The organism is Bacillus sp. LJBV19 (assembly GCF_017797845.1).
GTDB classification, from domain to species: Bacteria; Bacillota; Bacilli; order Bacillales; family Bacillaceae; genus Bacillus; species Bacillus velezensis.
Window position 1 is genome coordinate 558661 of record NZ_CP072563.1, and the last position, 19573, is coordinate 578233.

20 protein-coding genes are annotated in these 19573 nt (G+C 47.0%); 11 read left to right on the forward strand and 9 right to left on the reverse strand.

The window, feature by feature from the left end:
• Nucleotides 1–11: 11 nt before the first annotated feature.
• Entirely contained in the window at nucleotides 12–380 is a 369-nt protein-coding gene (locus J6600_RS02860) for a spore coat protein (RefSeq protein WP_014417029.1), read from the reverse strand.
• A 17-nt stretch (nucleotides 381–397) separates the two neighbouring features.
• Nucleotides 398–643 (reverse strand): hypothetical protein, encoded by a 246-nt coding sequence (locus J6600_RS02865; protein ID WP_007409324.1) that lies wholly within the window; start codon nucleotides 641–643, stop codon nucleotides 398–400.
• 146 nt (nucleotides 644–789) lie between these two features.
• On the opposite strand from J6600_RS02865, the gene J6600_RS02870 reads away from it, so the two are divergent.
• The 4 genes from J6600_RS02870 (at nucleotide 790) to J6600_RS02885 (ending at nucleotide 5231) form a co-directional block, all read left to right on the forward strand.
• On the forward strand, nucleotides 790–1077 hold the full coding sequence (locus J6600_RS02870) for a hypothetical protein (RefSeq protein ID WP_017419184.1): 288 nt from the start codon (nucleotides 790–792) through the stop codon (nucleotides 1075–1077).
• 56 nt (nucleotides 1078–1133) lie between these two features.
• A complete protein-coding gene (locus tag J6600_RS02875; RefSeq protein ID WP_280878960.1) occupies nucleotides 1134–2351 on the forward strand; it encodes a sensor histidine kinase in 1218 nt (405 codons plus the stop codon).
• Nucleotides 2344–2979, forward strand: coding sequence for a two-component system response regulator YdfI (gene ydfI / locus J6600_RS02880; RefSeq protein ID WP_014417035.1), 636 nt, complete (start codon nucleotides 2344–2346; stop codon nucleotides 2977–2979). The genes J6600_RS02875 and ydfI overlap by 8 nt, the downstream gene beginning before the upstream one ends.
• Nucleotides 2980–3077: 98 nt before the next feature.
• Nucleotides 3078–5231 (forward strand): MMPL family transporter, encoded by a 2154-nt coding sequence (locus J6600_RS02885; RefSeq protein ID WP_209387931.1) that lies wholly within the window; start codon nucleotides 3078–3080, stop codon nucleotides 5229–5231.
• A 33-nt stretch (nucleotides 5232–5264) separates the two neighbouring features.
• Here the strand turns inward: J6600_RS02885 and J6600_RS02890 are convergent, their stop codons facing one another.
• The 4 genes from J6600_RS02890 to J6600_RS02905 form a co-directional block, all read right to left on the reverse strand.
• The gene (locus J6600_RS02890) at nucleotides 5265–5987 is read right to left on the reverse strand and encodes a gamma-glutamyl-gamma-aminobutyrate hydrolase family protein (protein ID WP_209387932.1); all 723 of its coding nucleotides are present in this window, start codon (nucleotides 5985–5987) and stop codon (nucleotides 5265–5267) included.
• 126 nt (nucleotides 5988–6113) lie between these two features.
• Nucleotides 6114–7745, reverse strand: coding sequence for a ribosomal protection-like ABC-F family protein (abc-f, locus tag J6600_RS02895; protein WP_022552673.1), 1632 nt, complete (start codon nucleotides 7743–7745; stop codon nucleotides 6114–6116).
• A 276-nt stretch (nucleotides 7746–8021) separates the two neighbouring features.
• Entirely contained in the window at nucleotides 8022–8549 is a 528-nt protein-coding gene (locus J6600_RS02900) for a GNAT family N-acetyltransferase (protein WP_209387933.1), read from the reverse strand.
• 116 nt (nucleotides 8550–8665) lie between these two features.
• Nucleotides 8666–9523, reverse strand: coding sequence for a YitT family protein (locus J6600_RS02905; protein WP_014417040.1), 858 nt, complete (start codon nucleotides 9521–9523; stop codon nucleotides 8666–8668).
• 282 nt (nucleotides 9524–9805) lie between these two features.
• On the opposite strand from J6600_RS02905, the gene J6600_RS02910 reads away from it, so the two are divergent.
• Both J6600_RS02910 and J6600_RS02915 read left to right on the forward strand, forming a co-directional pair.
• Nucleotides 9806–10939 carry a glycerol dehydrogenase gene (locus tag J6600_RS02910; RefSeq protein WP_014417041.1) on the forward strand — a complete coding sequence of 378 codons (1134 nt, stop codon included), beginning with the start codon at nucleotides 9806–9808 and terminating at the stop codon, nucleotides 10937–10939.
• A gap of 145 nt (nucleotides 10940–11084) precedes the next feature.
• On the forward strand, nucleotides 11085–12296 hold the full coding sequence (locus tag J6600_RS02915) for a Bcr/CflA family efflux MFS transporter (RefSeq protein ID WP_017419177.1): 1212 nt from the start codon (nucleotides 11085–11087) through the stop codon (nucleotides 12294–12296).
• 28 nt (nucleotides 12297–12324) lie between these two features.
• Here J6600_RS02915 and fabF read toward each other — a convergent pair whose 3' ends face one another.
• Complete coding sequence (fabF, locus tag J6600_RS02920) at nucleotides 12325–13560, reverse strand: beta-ketoacyl-ACP synthase II (RefSeq protein WP_021495025.1); 1236 nt, start codon at nucleotides 13558–13560, stop codon at nucleotides 12325–12327.
• Between the two features lie 108 nt (nucleotides 13561–13668).
• Between fabF and J6600_RS02925 the strand changes: the two genes are divergently transcribed.
• Complete coding sequence (locus tag J6600_RS02925) at nucleotides 13669–14508, forward strand: helix-turn-helix transcriptional regulator (RefSeq protein WP_209387934.1); 840 nt, start codon at nucleotides 13669–13671, stop codon at nucleotides 14506–14508.
• 41 nt (nucleotides 14509–14549) lie between these two features.
• Here J6600_RS02925 and J6600_RS02930 read toward each other — a convergent pair whose 3' ends face one another.
• Nucleotides 14550–15293, reverse strand: coding sequence for a sulfite exporter TauE/SafE family protein (locus J6600_RS02930; RefSeq protein WP_209387935.1), 744 nt, complete (start codon nucleotides 15291–15293; stop codon nucleotides 14550–14552).
• 157 nt (nucleotides 15294–15450) lie between these two features.
• A complete protein-coding gene (locus J6600_RS02935) occupies nucleotides 15451–15909 on the reverse strand; it encodes a GNAT family N-acetyltransferase (RefSeq protein WP_017419174.1) in 459 nt (152 codons plus the stop codon).
• 131 nt (nucleotides 15910–16040) lie between these two features.
• On the opposite strand from J6600_RS02935, the gene J6600_RS02940 reads away from it, so the two are divergent.
• The 4 genes from J6600_RS02940 to J6600_RS02955 all read left to right on the forward strand — a co-directional run bounded on the left by J6600_RS02940 (nucleotide 16041) and on the right by J6600_RS02955 (nucleotide 19561).
• On the forward strand, nucleotides 16041–16862 hold the full coding sequence (locus tag J6600_RS02940) for a MerR family transcriptional regulator (protein ID WP_209387936.1): 822 nt from the start codon (nucleotides 16041–16043) through the stop codon (nucleotides 16860–16862).
• Nucleotides 16863–17077: 215 nt separating this feature from the next.
• Nucleotides 17078–17950, forward strand: coding sequence for a DMT family transporter (locus tag J6600_RS02945; RefSeq protein ID WP_209387937.1), 873 nt, complete (start codon nucleotides 17078–17080; stop codon nucleotides 17948–17950).
• Nucleotides 17951–18125: 175 nt separating this feature from the next.
• Nucleotides 18126–18743 (forward strand): NUDIX hydrolase, encoded by a 618-nt coding sequence (locus tag J6600_RS02950; protein WP_014417049.1) that lies wholly within the window; start codon nucleotides 18126–18128, stop codon nucleotides 18741–18743.
• Nucleotides 18744–18778: 35 nt separating this feature from the next.
• Nucleotides 18779–19561, forward strand: coding sequence for a class I SAM-dependent methyltransferase (locus J6600_RS02955; RefSeq protein WP_209387938.1), 783 nt, complete (start codon nucleotides 18779–18781; stop codon nucleotides 19559–19561).
• Nucleotides 19562–19573: the final 12 nt, after the last annotated feature.

Below are 19573 nucleotides of genomic sequence, written 5' to 3' on the forward strand. Positions count from 1 at the left end.
TACCTCCAGTGTTAGTGTTCATCAGGTGTGCGGTCAAACATCCCTTTTCTGTTCGTTTCAACGGGAAACAGGTTCATGCTTCCGACCATGAGGGTATTTTTTGCAGAGAGCTGATCCAATTTATACTGTTCGCTCAAATCATGCGGGTGAAACCACTTTTTGCTGACCATCAAGTCTGTTATCTCCTGATGCATCGCGATTCCCTGCATGAGCTGTTTGCGCAGCAAAGCTCTTACATCAGGTGAAGCGGTTTCTGTTAAAGCGACGGCGGTATTTCTGACGCCTTCTTTGGCGCGTATGAGAAAATCCATTGCGAATGTCATATCCGCAAGTTCAGGGACATGTAATGAATTGATCGGATCTAAATGGTCATGATTCAATGATGCTTACCTTCCTTTCAATTGATGATCGAAGTCGGCCGGTTTTGAGGAACGGGGGCCTGAAACGTTGCCCGTTCATAAACCGCCTGCAGATCAGCCAGGTCTTGAGAGGCTTGCTGAACGTCTTTTTCCATTAACGTTTTCAGATCCTGATCAAACACAAGCCCTTGCATGAGCTTGGATTTCGCTACACAAAGCGTCTTGAAGTTAATGATTTCATGTAAGTCCAGCGACTCGTGAGCCGCTAATTCACGCTTTTCCATAATCGTCTGAAACCTCCCTTTCTAAAAATACGTAATTAATTTCCCCTGAGAAAAGAGCTCTAGTCTTACAAATTTTGTTTGTAAGAAAAAGCGGTGAAAAAGCCTGACAGTGCATCAAAAAAAAGAGGAAGCACAATCGCTTCCTCTTGTCAAAATATGCCGAAAATGATAAGTCGGCAAATACGATTCTTTTGAAAGCGGCAAAAGCACCTGCGCTGATAACAAACAGAACGCTGACCGGGGCAACGAACCTGGTTCCCTTCCGCGAGATCATCCGGCTGGCGCTTAACAGGCCGATCAATGAGCCGAACGCAAGCCCGAATATAATCAATCCCGCAAAAAACAGCTTGCGAACAATCCCGCAGGCTGTTTTTTCTTTCACCCGTCATGCAGGGACAGAAGGGGAAGGTGAGAAGAAGGCACATATGGTATGATGACAAATAGAATAAAACCTCGTGAGGCCGGTCGGCTAAAAGGAAGTGGACAGAGATTGTTTGGTACAAAACATCAAGAAGACTACGTCTCCCGTGACAGACGCTCATTGCATATGCTTGCGCTTCGGGTGCCCGGTCTGGCGTTTATTTTAATGGTATATGCCGCATCAGTCTCTTTGCAGTACATTTATGAAAGCTGGACGGTTTTTTTGCAGCTGTTATTCACGATATTGATCGTCATTTTTACCGTGCTGCACTGGCATTCCCATCGCTGGGTGAAGAAAAAGACGTTTCTTTATTTCATCATACAGGGATTTATCATATATACATCGGCTAACTTGATGACCGGCGGCTATATCGCGCTGGTGATCGGTCTCTATGCCTTTTTAATCGGGCAGATTATCGGAATGGCGGATAAGGGAAAAACGCTGCTCATACTCTATCTTTTCATTTTAATGTCCATAACAGCCTTGCACCAGGAGCATCCGCATCATCTGCTGCGTTTCATCGTTATCGCCGCTCCCATCATGATCGTGATTATCACGTATGCGGCAACATTTTTCGCGCAAGTTGATGAAAAAATAAAAACACAGATGACGCTTGAAAAATTAGAGCTCGCTCACCGGCAAGTGAAACAGCTGACGCTTCAGAATGAAAGACAGCGGATGGCGAGAGATTTGCACGATACGCTTGCCCAAGGATTGGTCAGCTTGCACATGCAGCTTGAAGCGGTGCAAGTTCATCTTTCGAAAGATAACACTGACAGAGCGAAAGACATCATCAGCCAGTCAATGGACAGAGTGAAGAGCACATTGGCTGATGCGCGCTCGGCCATTGATAACCTTCGCAGCAAATCAGAAGAGATCGGGTTCTTAAAAGAAAGCATCACTGAACAAATCAACCATTTTACAGAAGCCTCCGGGCTGTCTTGTTTTTTAGATTACAGCGTGCATCATGTGCTTGACGTTCATACGGCGGAGAATTGCCATTACATGATCGGAGAAGGCCTGACAAACGCCGCCAAGCATGCAGAAGCAAAGAATGTCTGGGTGTCCGTTCGGGAAGAAGAGAGACAGATCCGCATAACCGTCAAAGATGACGGGAAAGGCTTTGATGCCGGAACAGAAATGAGAAAAAGCGGTCATTACGGGCTGCTTGGGATACAAGAACGCGTCAATATGATGAACGGCACTTTCCGTATAACAAGCGCCAGATCAGCGGGGACTCAAATTGAGATCATCATACCAATTCAGGGAGAGGCGGAACATGTATAAAGTGTTAATAGCAGATGACCATCTTGTCGTCAGAGAAGGTCTGAAGCTTTTGATAGAAACAAATGACCATTACACCATAACGGGAGAGGCGGAAAACGGGAAAACCGCCGTCCGGCTCGCAGAAGAACTAAAACCCGATGTCATTCTCATGGATCTGTACATGCCGGAAATGAGCGGGCTGGAAGCCATTAAACAGATAAAAGAGCATTCTGATGTGCCGATCATTATTTTGACGACCTATAATGAAGATCATCTGATGATAGAAGGCATCGAATCAGGCGCGAACGGTTATCTGCTGAAGGACACAAGCTCAGAAACCTTATTTCATACGATGGATGCGGCAGTCAGGGGAGAAGTGCTTCTGCAGCCGGACATCTTGCGGCGTTTCCGGGAAATGAAAATGGAACGGGCAAATGCCAATGAAACACAGCTGACGGAAAAGGAAATCATAGTTCTGCAAGCCGTTGCGCAAGGACATAAAAGCAAAGCGATCGCCTTCGATTTAGGAATCTCAGAGCGGACGGTAAAAGCGAGATTAACATCGATTTATAACAAATTAGGCGCTGATTCGCGGACGGAAGCCGTCACCATTGCCATGCAAAAAGGCATTCTGAAACTGAATATATAATGAAAAACTGCCCAAACGTACATGCCCCTATGTACGTTTTTTTTATGTGAATGTGAACTACAATTAGGCAGAAAGTAATGATTGGAGAGGAGTATTCGATGTCTGGTTTTTTATATAAATTAGGGGGATGGTCTGCCCGCAATCGATTAAAAATGATCAGTGCGTGGCTCGTGATACTGATCGCTTCGATTGTGATCGCCATCTCGTTAAAACCTGCTTTTTCTGAGGATATGTCAATTCCCGACACACCTTCTGAAAAGGCGATGGATATGATTCAAAAAGAATTTTCAAAGGGTCCCGATAAAGGAAGCATACGGGTTATTTTCGGAGCTGAAGACGGGAAGAAATTGACGTCAAAACCGGAAAAACAAGCGATTGAAGAGACATTAAAGAAGATCAAAACAGATCATTCAGTCGCTTCGATTGCAAGTCCTTTTGAGATAGGAACCATTTCTAAAGACGGATCAGTGGCATATGCCGATATTACGTACAAAAAAGCGGCGGATGACATTACGGATGCGTCTGTTTCACATATTAAACACAGTCTGTCCGCCGCAGGAGACAAAGGTCTGCAGACGGAGCTCAGCGGCGATGTGCCGGGGGCCGGTGTTGAAATCGGCGGTGTATCTGAAATTGTCGGCGTTGTGCTGGCATTCATCGTACTGGCTATTACGTTTGGTTCATTAGTCATCGCGGGGCTTCCGATTGTCACGGCCCTGATTGGGTTAGGTGTAAGCGTCGCGCTGACGTTAATCGGGACACAGTTCTTTACGATCGCTTCGGTCAGTCTCTCATTATCCGGAATGATCGGACTGGCCGTCGGGATTGATTATGCGCTGTTTATCTTTACGAAGCATCGTCAGTTTTTGGGCGAAGGTGTACAAAAAAATGAATCAATCGCGAAAGCCGCGGGAACGGCTGGCAGCGCCGTCGTTTTTGCGGGACTGACCGTGATCGTCGCGCTTTGCGGATTGACTGTTGTCGGCATTCCGTTCATGTCTGCCATGGGGTTGACTGCGGCACTCAGTGTGCTGATGGCTGTATCGGCTTCTGTTACGCTGGTGCCTGCGGTGTTGTCAATCGCAGGAAAACGGATGATTCCGACATCAAACAAGAAGAAAGAAAAGAAAAGCGCCGACACGAATGCCTGGGGGCGCTTCGTTACAAAGAAGCCTATTCTGTTAAGCATTTTCAGCATTATTCTTTTAGCCGTCATCAGTCTGCCGGCCATGCATTTAGAGCTGGGGCTGCCTGATGCGGGAATGAAAGCGAAAGACAGCCCGGATCGCCGCGCCTATGATCTTTTGTCTAAAGGATTCGGCGAGGGCTTTAACGGCAAGCTGACAATTGTTGCCGATGCAAAAGGGGTCAAGGGGAACAAAAGTGAAGCATTTCAAGACGCCGTGAACGAAATGAAGGACTTGCACAATGTGGCGAGCGTCACACCGGCCATGCCGAACGAAAAAGGGGACTATGCCATTATTACGGCAGTGCCTGAAACCGGGCCGAATGATAAGGCAACGAAAGAGTTAGTGCAGGATATACGGAAACGATCAGACAAAAACGGCATCCGCCTGCTCGTCACCGGGTCAACCGCGGTGAACATTGATATTTCAGATCGGTTAAACGATGCCATTCCGGAATTCGCCATTCTCATTGTCGGGTTTGCGTTTGTATTGCTGACCGTTGTTTTCCGCTCGCTTCTCGTGCCGCTTGCCGCCGTCGTCGGCTTTTTGCTGACGATGACCGCTACACTCGGCTTATCGGTATTCGTTCTGCAGGATGGGAATTTCACCGGCTTGCTCAGCATTCCGGAAAAAGGCCCGATTCTCGCCTTCCTGCCTATTTTAGCGATCGGTATTCTTTTCGGACTGGCGATGGATTATCAAGTATTCCTTGTCAGCAGAATGAGAGAAGAATATGTCAAAACAAAAAATCCGGTACAAGCCATCCATGCCGGATTGAAGCATAGCGGACCTGTCGTAACAGCGGCGGGACTGATCATGATTTTCGTCTTTGCGGGGTTCATCTTTGCGGGAGAAGCTACGATCAAATCCATGGGCTTGGCAATGACCTTCGGTGTTCTTTTTGATGCGTTCATTGTAAGAATGACCATTATTCCGAGTGTCATGAAGCTGATGGGACATGCGGCCTGGTACTTGCCGAAGTGGCTGGATAAAATCATTCCGAACGTGGATATCGAAGGCCATAAGCTGACACAAGGCAAAACACCGGAGAAACCGGAAGAATAAAATGAAAAAGCAGATCGTTATGATCTGCTTTTTTTATGTGCTGACCGCATTCATGAAAAGAGAAAAAAGCTTTTTCATGTCTTCATGTTTTTTTGTCAGCATTTCGGGATGCCATTGCACGCCGACGACAAATAATTCACCCGTCCGTTCAATCGCTTCAATGGCCCCGTCTTTCGCATAAGCCGCGGCTTTAAACGAAGGCGCCGTCTCTTTTATGATCTGGTGATGGAATGAATTCACCCGCGCTGAATCGCCAAACAAAGAATGGAGACGTGTCCCTTTTTCAAAGGAAACATGATGGGTTTTTAACGGCGGATCTTTTTCTTGGTCATGCTTAATGTCAGCAAACGAAGCGTGTGCCAGGTCTTGATATAAAGTTCCCCCGTAAGTGACGTTTAACATATGCATCCCCCGGCAGATGGCCAGAATCGGCTTTTCTAAAGCAACCGCCGTGAGAATCAGCTCCTTCTCGTAGGCGTCCCGATCAGGAAAGGTCTTTCTTAAAGCCTGTAAAGGTTCTTCGCCGTAAAACAGCGGGTCTATATCCTGACCGCCGGACAGAATGATCCCGTCAACATGAGAGACCTGTTCCTTTACAAGCGCCGTCTCTTGAATCACCGGCAATATAAACGGCACACCGCCGGCCTCAGAAACAGACTGAATATAATCATTATTGACATATGCCCGATTATAACCCGGGAAAGGACCGGATTGATCAGCCATAATGTTTCCCGTAATTCCGATGCGTTTGGCCATTCTTCGTCCCCCTGAACTATGCTCATAATAAATCTGAACGTAGGTTGTACAAATCAGTTTGAAATTATTCTTCATGATACGTGAACTTTCCAAAACAAAACCCGTGACAATCACGGGCTTTTACATTCATTTCAATTTCTTGATTTCTTCCGTCAGCTCTTTGAATTTTTGATCAAGCTCACGATATTGTTTATCAGCCGGAGTCATGAAGCTGAGTTTTCCGAGGACTTCCTGCCGTTCGGTTTCAAGCTTTAATCGCAGTTCTTCAGCATCGTCCCTGACGGAGGGGGATTCTTTCCATTGTTTTCGGACGCTGCCATTTGAGATATCAAGCCGGATGTCCGTCGTCTTTTCGAGAAAGTAACGATCATGAGATACGATGATAAGCGTTCCGTCGTATCGGGCCAAAGTGTCTTCAAGCTGCTCGCGTGACGGCAGATCAAGGTGGTTTGTCGGCTCATCCAGAATCAGCACATCTTTCTCCTCTAAAATAAACGCCATCAGCTTGCATTTGACCCGCTCTCCCATGCTCATCTTGCCGATGGGTTCCGTCCATTGCGCTGCGGTAAATCCTAAATGCTTCATGAGGGATTGAACATTTCCCCTTGCTTCGAACGTTTCTTTGTAAAAAAGCTGTTCGGGGGTTTTATCAAGCGGAAGGTCGAATACTTCCTGGGTTAAATATCCGACGTTTGCAGACGGAGAAATCCATATGCTGCCGTCCTGTGCTTTTTCCTGACCGAGGATGACCTTCAATAATGTTGTTTTCCCGCTGCCGTTCGGGCCTGTAATCGCGATCTTTTCACCGTGCATCACAGTGAAATTCACATTTTTGAAAAGCGTTCGGCCGTCATATGACTTTGTGACATCACTTACTTCTAAAAAACGCTTTCCCGCTTTTTTGCGGTGCTCAATGGAAAAACGGACTTCATACTCCGCTTCAACCGGTTCTGCTTTCGCTTTTTCAAGCTCTTTTTCAAGACGCTTCTGCTTTGATTTAATCTGGGCGTCGGTGCGTTTTGCTTTTACACGATGGTATTCTTTAAAGCCTTCTATTTTCGTTGATTGAGCGTGGGCTTTTTTCGACCAGGCGCTCAGCTCGTTCATTTGAGCTTCAATCCGTCTGATCATATTTTGCTGATTCTCATATTCCCGCTGCTGTGTCAGCCTTCTCTGTTTGCGGACCTCCATATAGCTTGAATAATTCCCTTTATGTTCAATGAGTTTCTTTCCTTCGATGGCCCAGATTTTTGTCGCCGCTGCATCTATAAAAGCACGATCATGCGAAACGAAAATAATGGTGCCTTTGTAATTCTTGATCTGATTCAGCAGTATTTCTAAACTGTGCTGATCGAGGTGGTTCGTCGGCTCATCTAATAACAAAAGGCTGCTTGAGGAGGAGAAACCTTTGGCAAGACGGGCTTTCAGTTTTTCTCCGCCGCTCAATTGCGAAAAGGCGCGTGCGGGCACGTTCCACTTTTCTAACAAGGCTGCCTCCGCAGGCTCCGGATGGCCGGAATCATAAGCTTCCGTTTCTTGTTCCACCATATATATGTTTACATCTTGCATCATCTGAATCTGTCCTTGTGACGGCGCTTTTTGATTGCAGATCAATTGCAGCAATAAAGATTTGCCGGCGCCGTTTTTACCGATAACGCCGATGATGTCACCTTGCTGAACGCTCGCGCTGATCTGTTCAAAAAGGGGAACGCTGTTGATTTCATAACTGATACCGCTTATTTTTAACATTTCTTTCATATGTCAATCCCTCGCTTTAAAGGGAGGACAAAAAAATCCTCCCAATTGATTTGGAAGGATTAGCCGTACCTGTGCATGATCAAATAAGCTATTTTCACATAGCTTTCGTATCGTATAGAAAATGGGCAGACTAATCCTATTTTTTCTGATTTGAAATATTTGATTTCAAACGGTCAAAATAAGATTAGTTAATCATTGTCCACCCATCATCCCTTCGTATTTGTTACAAACAGTGTAGCACACACTTATCTGTAAAAGCAAAGGGTATAAGCCTTTTTATTCCAGATTGGTGGCTTCCCACTCTTCTTCTAAAACGGCATAATAATATTCATCCCACCATTCATTATCATGGGGGATGCATTTTTTAAAAAATCCTTCCCGTCTCATCCCGATCTTTTCCATCACCCGGTGCGAAGCCATGTTTTCCGGCTGACATGTCGCAATGATCCGGTGTAATTTCATCTTGTTAAACCCGAATGCCAGCACGGCGCGGGCCGCCTCTGAAGCATATCCTTTGCCCTGGTATTCCGGGTGAAACACCCAGCCGATTTCATACGTATGATCGCCAAAATACTGAAAAAAAGCAATGTGGCCAATGACCGTTTTCTCATCCTTCAATAAAACGGGAAACTTCCCGGCATGTTCACCGCTGTTTTCAGTAACGAATTTCCTGGCATCTTCTTCGGTAAAGACACCTTCTGGTATATATTTCATGACATTCGGATTTGACGTGTACGCATAGACATTCTGCCAATCTTCCGGTTCAAATGTCCGAATGACGAGCCTGTCAGTTTTGATATTCATTTTTTATGTTCCTCCATCAAAAAAGATTTCATTTACTACTTCGATTGAAAGATGTAAAAACCTTTGAGCGGAGAAGAGCCGAATAAAAAAAGCCTGCAGCTATACACTGCAGGCGATTATTTTTCATTTGCGGCGGCGGGCAGGTTTGTAAATCCGAATTGCCCTCCGACAGCTTCTTTTACTTCATGAATAACGATAAATGATTTCGGGTCAATTTTTTGAACATGTTTTTTGATTTTCAGCAATTCGTTCTTTTTAATGACGACATAGATAATGCGCTTGTCTTTGCTGCCGTAATACCCGTATCCGTAAAAAATCGTCGCCGCGTTGCCGTACTCAGAGGTGATGGCTTTGGCGATTTCTTCGTATTGGTCAGACATAATGGTGAGGGCTTTTTTATTATGGAAACCCTCAATGACAATATCGACGATTTTGGCGCACAGATATACGAATATAAACGTATACAGCATGTGATTGATGCCGATCGCTAAAACGGATGCGAAAATGATGACACAATCCATATAAAACATGCTTTTCGAGATGTTAAAGCCCTTTGTGTAATTCAATAAATACGCCAAAAGCGTGGTCCCGCCGGTAGATCCGTCAGCGATAAAGATCAATGCCAGCCCCGCTCCCATCAGCAGAGCGCCGAATACAATCCCGAGCACCATGTCGTGCACGCCGAACGGAATAAAGCTGACGACGCTGAGAAAAACAGAAGTCATCCCCGTACCGAGTATCGTGTATAAAATCGTTTTTTTCGTTAAAAATTTATAAGCCAGCCCGATAAAAATCAAATTTACAACCAGAGTCGTAATACTTGCAGGTATATGGAAAAGATAATATAACACGAGAGCGATTCCCACGGTGCTGCCGTCCCCTAAATGATTCGGGATGACGAAAAATTCCACGGACGCCGCAATAAGAAAGGCTCCGGCCATAATCATCAGTATATCCTTGCAAATGTTCTTCATGTGCAAACCTCCTCTGCAGTCAAAAATATATAAAAAACAAAAACGCCTCAAAAATTATCCAGCAGAACTAAATAATTTTTAAGACGAATCATTCACAATCTCGTTTGTTCATTCAGTAAAGAATGATCAGCTTCAATATCGAAGATTATATAGACACCTTCACATCTTGTCAATGCCGTGAAAATTGATTTTTCTGCAGTGTATATGAGGTTTAAATCAAGTTAAAACGAGGAATTATATCAGAAGAGTTTTCATTTCTGCTCTATCAATAAGAGAAATGTAATGAAAGACAACGAAGAAGGGATGATGACATTGGAACGAATTTTTATCAGTCCGGCCAAATACGTGCAGGGAAAAAACGCCATTGAAACGATCGGCGGACATCTGGAGGGCGTTGGTGAAAAAGCCGTCGTCATTGCGGACAAAACCGTATGGGATATCGCGGGCCACAAGGTGACGGCTGAATTAAAGAAAAGCAATATTTCTTCTGAAGAGGCGGTTTTCAACGGCGAAGCCTCCCAGGAAGAAATGAAAAGAATTGCCGGCATCGCAGAAAAAGCAGGCGCGACTATTGTCATCGGAGTCGGCGGCGGTAAAACGCTTGATACCGCCAAAGCCGTATCAGATGAAATAAACGGCTACACCGTTATCGTGCCGACGGCCGCTTCAACGGATGCTCCGACAAGCGGGCTGTCTGTCGTATATTCTGAACAAGGCGCGTTCGAAAACTATCGTTTCTATCATAAGAATCCTGACTTGGTTCTGGTCGATACGAAAATCGTCGCGGAAGCTCCGCCGCGCTTTTTAGCATCAGGGATTGCCGATGCGATGGCGACGTGGATAGAGGCGCGCAGTGTCATCGCCAATGGCGGTAAAACGATGGCAGGCGGAATTCCTACCATCGCCGGAGAGGCTATCGCGGAAAAATGTGAAGCGGTGTTATTCAAATACGGACGTCTCGCTTATGAGTCTGTGAAAGCGAAAGCCGTTACGCCCGCATTGGAAGCGGTGGTTGAAGCCAATACACTTCTGAGCGGGCTGGGATTTGAAAGCGGCGGCTTAGCTGCGGCACATGCCATTCATAACGGATTTACCGCGCTTGAAGGTGAAATCCATCACTTGACCCACGGTGAAAAAGTGGCATTCGGCACGCTCGTTCAATTGGCGCTGGAAAAACGTTCGCTTGAGGAAATTGAGCGGTATATCGCGTTTTATATCAGCTTGGGGCTGCCTGTCACACTTGAAGACATCAAATTGAAAGACGCATCTAAAGAGGACATTATGAAAGTGGCAGAAGCCGCGACGATTGAAGAAGAAACGATTCATGCCGCTTTTGACGTGACGGCTGACGACGTGGCGGATGCCATTATAGCGGCTGATCAATACGCAAAAGCATTTAAAGAAAAACACGCGTAAAACCTTTTACCGCGTGACCCGGAACCAAGGGCTGTTACAGCCCTTGGTTTTTTTGTGCTCTTTGAAAACTTTTAAAAATAAAGAAAAAATTATGATACAATATACAAATGTTTTGAGAGATTGACAAAGGAAAGGTGGGAACGATATGCTGCATAATCCGACCGGTAAGGAGCGGCTTGCGCTTGCTTTTCTTCTCGGAATGCTTGCGATACTGGGGCCGCTCAATATAGATATGTATCTGCCGAGTTTCCCTGAAATCGCTGAAGATTTAAGCGCCCGCGCATCGCTTGTCCAGCTCAGTTTAACCGCATGTCTGATCGGGCTGACAATCGGACAGGTTGTTGTCGGCCCGTTAAGTGACGCGAAGGGAAGAAGAAAACCGTTATTACTATGTATTTTTTTATTTGCGTTGTTTTCTCTGTTTTGCGCGCTTGCACCGAACATTGCAACACTAGTGATTGCCCGTTTTCTTCAAGGATTCACCGCTTCGGCAGGACTCGTTTTATCCCGTGCAATCGTCAGAGATGTGTTTACGGGAAGAGAGCTTTCTAAATTTTTCTCGCTGCTGATGGTCATTACCGCCGTCGCGCCGATGGTGGCGCCGATGACGGGAGGCGCGATTTTACTGCTTCCGTTTGCATCATGGCATACGATTTTTCTCTTTTTAACGTTTATCGGGTTTTTGCTTGTTCTCATCATTGCGCTCAAGCTGACAGAAACCCTGCCGCCGGAAAAGCGGATTCCGAGCTCCATCGGAAATTCCGTGCGGACAATGGGAAGCCTGCTGAAGGATCGGTCATTTATCGGCTATGCGCTGACGGTCGGTTTTATTCACGGCGGGAGCTTTGCGTATGTCTCCGGAACGCCTTTCGTGTATCAGGATATTTACGGAGTATCGCCTCAGGTATTCAGTGTTTTATTCGGCATAAACGGTCTGGCGATCATTACCGGAAGCTTTATCATCGGGCGTTTCGGCGGGATCATTCACGAAAAAAGCCTGCTGAGAATCGGCGTGATTACAGCGATGACGGCGACTGCCGTTCTGCTCGTCATGACAATCATTCACGGGCCGCTGGCGGCACTGGTGATTTCCATTTTTATTTATATGATTACGATCGGCATGACGCTGACAAGCACCTTTACATTGGCGATGGAAAAGCAGGGACACCGCGCGGGAAGCGCAAGCGCACTGCTCGGCATGCTTCCGCTTCTTCTCGGTTCCATCGTGTCGCCGCTTGTGGGGATGAATGAAGCGACGGCCGTCCCGATGGGGGCGATCATGTTTACGACATCCGTTATCGGTTCCATCGCTTTTTTCGCCTTAACAACAAAACCGGAGAAAGCAAAAAAGGAGTGAAATGATTCACTCCTTTTTTTGATGCCCGCTATTCATATTTCTTCAGCACGATCGCCGAATTATGCCCGCCAAAGCCGAATGAGTTGGAAAGGCCGATCGTTAACGATTGCTGGCGGGGCCCGTCTGCTACATAGTCCAAATCACACGCCGAATCAGGGTGCTGCAGATTGATCGTCGGCGGAATGATGCCGTGTCTCAGGCTTTCTGTCAGAGCGATGGCTTCAACGCCGCCTGCCGCGCCAAGCATGTGGCCGAGCATTGATTTGTTGGCCGTAACCGGAATATCATACGCAAGCTCCCCGAATAATGTCTTGATGGCCAATGTTTCAGAAAGATCTCCGGCTTTTGTGCTTGTCGCATGAGCGCTTACGACATCAATGTCTTCCGCTGAAACGTTCGCCTTCTTCAAAGCGTTTTTCATCGCCAGGTAAGCGCCCGTTCCTTCCGGATGAGAGGCCACCATATGATAGGCGTCAGAGCTTGCGCCGTAGCCGAGCACCTCACAAAGGATCGGGGCATTTCTGCCGATTGCGCTATCCAATGATTCCAATACTAAGATGCCCGCGCCTTCACTCATGACAAACCCATCGCGATCCGCGTCAAACGGCCGGCTTGCCGCGGCGGGGTCTTCGTTTCTCGCTGACAGCGCGTGGGCATTGCCGAAGCTGGCTAATGACAAATTCGTAATCGCCGCTTCCGCTCCCCCGGCAAACATGATATCTGCGTCATCATTCCGAATGGCGTTGAAAGCTTCCCCGATCGACGTATTGCCGATGGAACACGCGGTGACGGGAGAAAGTGAGGGGCCGAGCGCGCCTAATCTGATGCTGATTTGAGCGGCGGCCGCGTTTGAGATCATCATGGGGACAAGGCTCGGGCTCACTTTTCGCGCTCCCCGTTCATTTAAAGTATGAACGTTATCAATCAAAGTCGTGATGCCGCCGATTCCCGAGCCGACGTACACGCCGAGGCGTTCACGGTCAATCTGATCGAGCTGAATCCCGGAGCTTTCAAGCGCCTGTTCCGCTGCCGCTAGAGCAAACTGGCTGAAACGGTCAAGCCGTCTCGCTTCTTTTCTGCCCCATCTTTCTTCTGCGTCAAAATCACGGACGGTGCCGGCTATTTTTGTCTTTGAACCGGAGACATCAAACGAATCGATGAAAGAGATTCCCGATTTTCCTTCCGTCAGGTGTTTCCAAAATGTATGCACATCATTGCCGAGAGGTGAAATCACTCCCATTCCGGTGATCACAACTCTTTTCATGGTCATTCCTCCTTCGGTATGTATTTATTGTAACTCGCAATTATCCTATTACAAGTTGTTGATTATCCTAGTATAATGAATACCAGGGTAAGAGAGGAGAGATTCGGTATGATACCAGAAGGAAGATTGCAGGCGCTTTCAGAGTTTTTAAAAACGCAGCGGGCCAAAATTTCTCCGCAGATGGCCGGGCTGCCGATGGGCACACGGAGAAGAACGCCCGGACTCCGAAGAGAAGAGGTCGCGCAATTAGCCGGCGTAAGCACCACGTGGTATACGTGGCTGGAGCAGGGCAGAGACATTAAAGTGTCCGCAGCCGTATTGGACGCCGTTTCCGATGCGCTGCAGCTCAACAAAGATGAGAGAAATTATTTATACGCGCTTGCCATTGAGGAGGGCGTGAAGCAGCCGTTTACCGCGGAGGAAGAAGCGGTTATCAGCCCGTCGCTTTCAAAAATCCTGCAGGAGCTCCGTTATTGTCCCACCATTATCTCGGACAGGCGGTGTCATATCGTAGGATGGAACCAGGCTGCGGCTCACGTGTTTTTAGATTTCGAACAAATTCCTCCTGAAAAACGGAATCTCATAGAGCTATTGTTTTCCAGAAAAGAATTAAGAAGTTTAGCCGTGAACTGGGAGCACTTTGTGAAAGGATTCATCGCCATTTTCAGAACGTATTACGGCCAGTATGTAGCTGATACGTGGTATTCTCAGTTTATAGAAGAAATGGAGAAAACGTATTCGGAATTTCATGCGCTGTGGAATGAGAGCGAAGTCAGCTCGGCACCCGAAGTATTAATTGAGTTCCGCCACGCAAAGGCGGGAAAAATGGTCTTTAACCTGACTTCATTTCAGGTTCAGGGCAACAGTGATCTGCGCTGCAGTGTGTATACGCCGGTAGATCATACCGAAACGGAAGCAAAGCTGAAAAAGCTCTTCGAAAACAGGTGAAGAACAGAAAAAAACGGGAGGCGGCCGCCTCCCGTTTCAGTTTAAAATAAAAGCATGAGACCGGCGATGGCCGGTGTTAAAAAGATGGCTGATTTCAGAATGACTTTCGGCACGAGGTTGGTGAATTTCGCTCCGACATATGCGCCGCACATCGTTCCGATCAGCACTTTGACCAACAGCATATAATCGACAAATCCTTCCGTCACATAACCGAGTCCTCCGCCGACCGCAAGCGGGATAATGACAAGCATGGTGGTGCCGACCGACTGGCGGATGGATAAGCGCAAAAGAATCATTAAGCCGATTTGGATGAAAGGGGCAGAGCCGATCCCGAATGTTCCGGACAAGATTCCTGCGATGACACCGAGTACAACGGCTTTCACCCATATATTCAGATTGCTTTGCTGTCCGGAATCTTCATGTGTTTCTTTTACAATAAATAACCGGACTAAAATAAGCAGAGCAGATAAAAACAGCATGCCCGCCGTCAAGTAATGCAGCAAATCTGCGGGGATAAGGGAAGTAAGCCTTGCCCCGAAAAACGAACCGAATGCCGCAAAAACGCCGACGATGAGGCCGATCTTCATCTGAATATTGCCTTCACGGTAGTGGCTGAAAGCCCCAGATAAACTTGTGAAAGCCATTCCGGCAAGGGAGGTGCCCAAAGCCGTATGAATCGGTACGTGAAACAGTATAGTTAAAAGTGCAATGACAAAACCGGCTCCCCCGGCGCCGATAAACCCGAGAATAATCCCGAGAAGAAACATAACGAGTATAATAAGCACAATCTTCTCCTCCATTTAGATGCCTGATCACCATGTTCCGCTCCGCTGTATCAGGTTCTAATAATCGACCGTAGTCCGTCGACCGTCGTCTGATATCTTTATGTTACCTCAAATTTAAGGTATTGGCAAGAAGACGAATCGCTTTTATACAGAGGGTTTACAGCTCTTTCACCATCACTTTTTCCCCGTTTGAGTCCAGCTCTCCATTGAATAAGAAGCCGAATTTTTGATAAAGCCGCAATGCATGCACGTTATCTTCAAACAGGCTTAAATAAATCCGTCTGCAATCATATATTCGAACGAGATGACGGATTAGGGCATCAAGCAACAGCTTGCCCAATCCCCGTCCCTGATAACGTTCATCAATAAAAAAACGGTCAAGCCACACTCTGCCGTTTTCATTTTCCTCATCATATTCCGGAAACCATCCGTACATGGCAAAGCCGACCAATTCCCCGTTAACATAAAGACCGGCCGGCTGATAATGCCGGCAATCCTCAGCATCTTGTAAGCACTCTTCCGCGGTTTCAATAAATGAAGTCTGGCTTTCACTTACATGAAGCGCCAGTATATCGGCACGGTTTTCTTCCGTGACTGTTCTGATTTCAATCGTCATACTTGATACTCCTCTTCCGCTTTTTTTGAGACGGTAAAGCTTTCATTGCGTAAGCCATTTGTGAATCAGCCTTCTCTCGGATACAATGATCATCATAAAGGATATGGTTACCGTATAGTCAAGGAGGCATTATGAGCGAAGACGTCAGAAAATACTTCACAACGGGTGAATTTGCAAAACTGTGCCACGTAAAAAAACAAACCCTGTTCCATTATGACGAGATCGGCCTGCTTTCTCCGGAAATCAAAAAAGCGAATGGATACAGATACTATTCCTATCATCAATTCGAACTGTTCCAGGTCATCGGTCTGTTTAAGGAGGTCGGCGTGCCCTTGAAGCAGATCAAACCACTCTTAACAGACAAAACCCCTGAGGGTATCATCACGCTTTTAAAAGAGAAATCTTCAGAAATCGAAAGCAAAATCAAAAAGCTGGAGCACCTGCAAAGGATGATTCAGACAAAGGTGAAGCTGACCGAACAAGCCTTGGAGACAGACTTTTCCTCCGTCTCATTGCAGCGATTAGATGAAGAGACACTTATGATAGGACGACCCGTACTCCATTTGCCAGAACGGCAATACACTGCCGCCATTTCCGAATTGATCCGTTATATGCGGGTACATGAGCTCGATCAGGGGCATCCGGTCGGCGGACTGTTTGCGCGGGAGCAGATTCTGAAAAAAGAATTCTACAACTACACCCATTTTTATATGAAGACAGATGAAGGCATAGAGAATAGAGACCTCCATATCAAGCCGAAAGGGCTTTATGCCGTCGGGTACCAAATAGGGGATGAAGCGGAAGCGGCTTACCGCAGCATCATGCAGTTTATTGAAGAGTATGGGCTGGAAATGGGCGATTATGCATATGAAGAATATATGCTTGATGAGGTTGTGGCGGACGGGTTTGACAATCAGATCACAAGAATCCAGCTGCAAGTCCGCAATCCATAAAGCCGATGCCGCCGTTCATTTACGTCTTTTAACAAACCTTGTATAATGAGAAAAATCAGATTGCAATTGAGGTGAAACACGATATGTTTCTAGCGCCCTTATTTGAACATGATGTACCGGCAGCACTTCTCCGCCCTTAATGGAGAAAAGTGACTGCGCTTCTCTCCGTTAGGGCATATGACGTGACCTAATATGATAACGGAGGGTGCATCAAATTGAAAAATACATTGTTCGGTTCGATTTATTTGGCATTGGCCGCCAGTATCTGGGGAGGTATGTATGTCGTTGTAAAAGTTGTGGTAGCGGTCATTCCGCCGCTTGAACTGGTATGGCTGAGATATGCGGTGGCGCTTCTTTCGCTTTTGCTTCTCAGTTTGTTTACACGCCAATCCTGGAAAGTTCATAAACGTGATTTATTACTGATCGCTGCGATCGGATTGATCGGCAACACGATTTCGATCGTCACGCAGGAAATCGGCACGAAATTATCAACCGCGCAGATGGGTGCGATTATTACGGCATCCACTCCCGCATTTATGGTTGTATTTGCCCGGCTGATGTTGAAAGAGCGGTTAACGCTGAAAAAAGGAATATCGACAGGGCTGGCGACGATCGGAGTATTGCTCATTGTGGGGAACGGAGATCTCGATATGTCGAGCCAGCTCGGCGGTCTCTCGCTTCTGGCTGCGGCGCTGACATGGGCTTTGATGTCCGTGCTGATGAAACGGGTTCCCGGCCATTACTCACCGCTTGTCGTCACAACGTATTCCATTTGCGTCGCATTTGTCATCCTGACCCCGTTTACAGCGGGCTCGCTTCAGGAGATTCCTTTGTCTCAGCTTGCCCGGCCTGAAATATGGGGCGGACTTTTATATTTGGGTGTGATCTCAACCGCCTGCGCGTTCATGCTTTGGAATCGCGGATTGCAATTACTGAATGCGGCAAGCGGCGGTCTGTTTTTCTTCTTTCAGCCGCTTTCCGGGACATTGCTCGGCTGGCTGCTGCTGGGAGAGACGATCGGAGGAACCTTCTGGATCGGGGCGGCTCTTATTGTTTCAGGCGTCGTTCTCGTCATGAAAGAAAAATAGAAAATGAAAAAAAGCCATTCAGCAAATGAATGGCTTTTTTCTGATTTTCCGGCAGGATTCGCTCCGTCATACACAGAAAACAAGGAGCAGAAACGGATCATGGGCACCGGTACTCTCAAGGTGCAATACCCGGACCCTCAGGGTTTCGTCAATTAACATAACGGGCGGTGAAAAAATGGAGCCAAAATGGCTTGAATGGGCAAAACAGCTTCAATCCGCGGCGCAAGCGGGGCTGGCTTATTCCAAAGACATATATGATATTGAGAGATTTGAAGAAATAAGAAAAATAAGCGTGGATATCATGGCGCATCATACCGGCATCGACAAAAGAATCATTAAAGACGTATTCGCCGGTGACACGGGCTATCCCACTCCGAAAGTTGATATCAGAGCGGCAGTTTTTAAAGATCAGAGCATATTAATGGTAAGAGAGAAAAGCGACGGCAGATGGGCGCTGCCGGGCGGATGGGCTGATATCGGGATTTCTCCGGGCGAGACCGCTGTCAAAGAAGTAAAAGAGGAGTCGGGAATCGACGTAAAGCCCGTTAAACTGTTAGCTGTAATGGATAAGAAATGCCATTCCCATCCGCCGTCCGCCGTCCACGTTTACAAAGTGTTTATCAAATGCGAGATCATCGGCGGCCGGCTCAGGGAGGGAACGGAAACAAGCGCAGCCGGCTTTTTTGCGGAAACGGAACTGCCGCCGCTATCTGAAGCCCGCAATACGGAAAGTCAGATTGAAAGGATGTTTGCATATCTCAAACATCCGGACGAACCCGTTTATTTTGATTAAGGCAGCAAACAGAAAGAAAAGGGGGCCCGAGTATCATGGAGGATTCAATTAAACAGCAGGCGCAGCGGCAATTTGCCAAAAACGCCGCGAAATATGTGACTAGTCCAGGACACGCCGCAGGAGAGGATTTGGCGTATCTCGTTTCAGCTTCCGGTGCCGAAAAGCATATGGACGTGCTGGATATCGCGACGGGAGGCGGACATACGGCTAACGCTCTCGCTCCTCTCGTACGCTCTGTTATCGCATATGACCTCACTGAAGAAATGTTAGCAGCCGCTGAAGCATTTATAACCGGAAACGGATGGACGAACGTGTCATTCGAAAAAGGCGATGCTGAAAAGATGCCGTTTGCCGATGCTGCTTTCGATATCGTCACATGCAGAATCGCGGCGCATCATTTTCCCGATGTCAGAGCCTTTGTTCATGAAGCGTTTCGGGTTGTCAAACCGGGCGGCAGACTGCTTCTCATTGACAATACCGCACCTGAAAAGGATGAATATGACCATTTTTATAATGACATTGAAAAGAAACGGGATCAGAGCCACTTTCGGGCGTGGAAAAAAACAGAATGGCTCCGTTTTCTGGAGACAGCCGGCTTCCGGATTGAATCCGCTGTCTGCTTTTTGAAACCATTTCAATTTACCGTCTGGTGTGAACGGGCAGGCCTGACTGAAGAGAAAGCCGCATTACTGGAAAAACAGATGCTGGATGCTCCTCGTGATATACAGCGGTTTTTTTCTGTAGAAAAGGATCAATCAGGCCGTATTGCGGGCTTCACAGGTGAATCGGCCTGTTTCTGCGCGATCCGTCCCGTCTGAGACGAAAAAAAC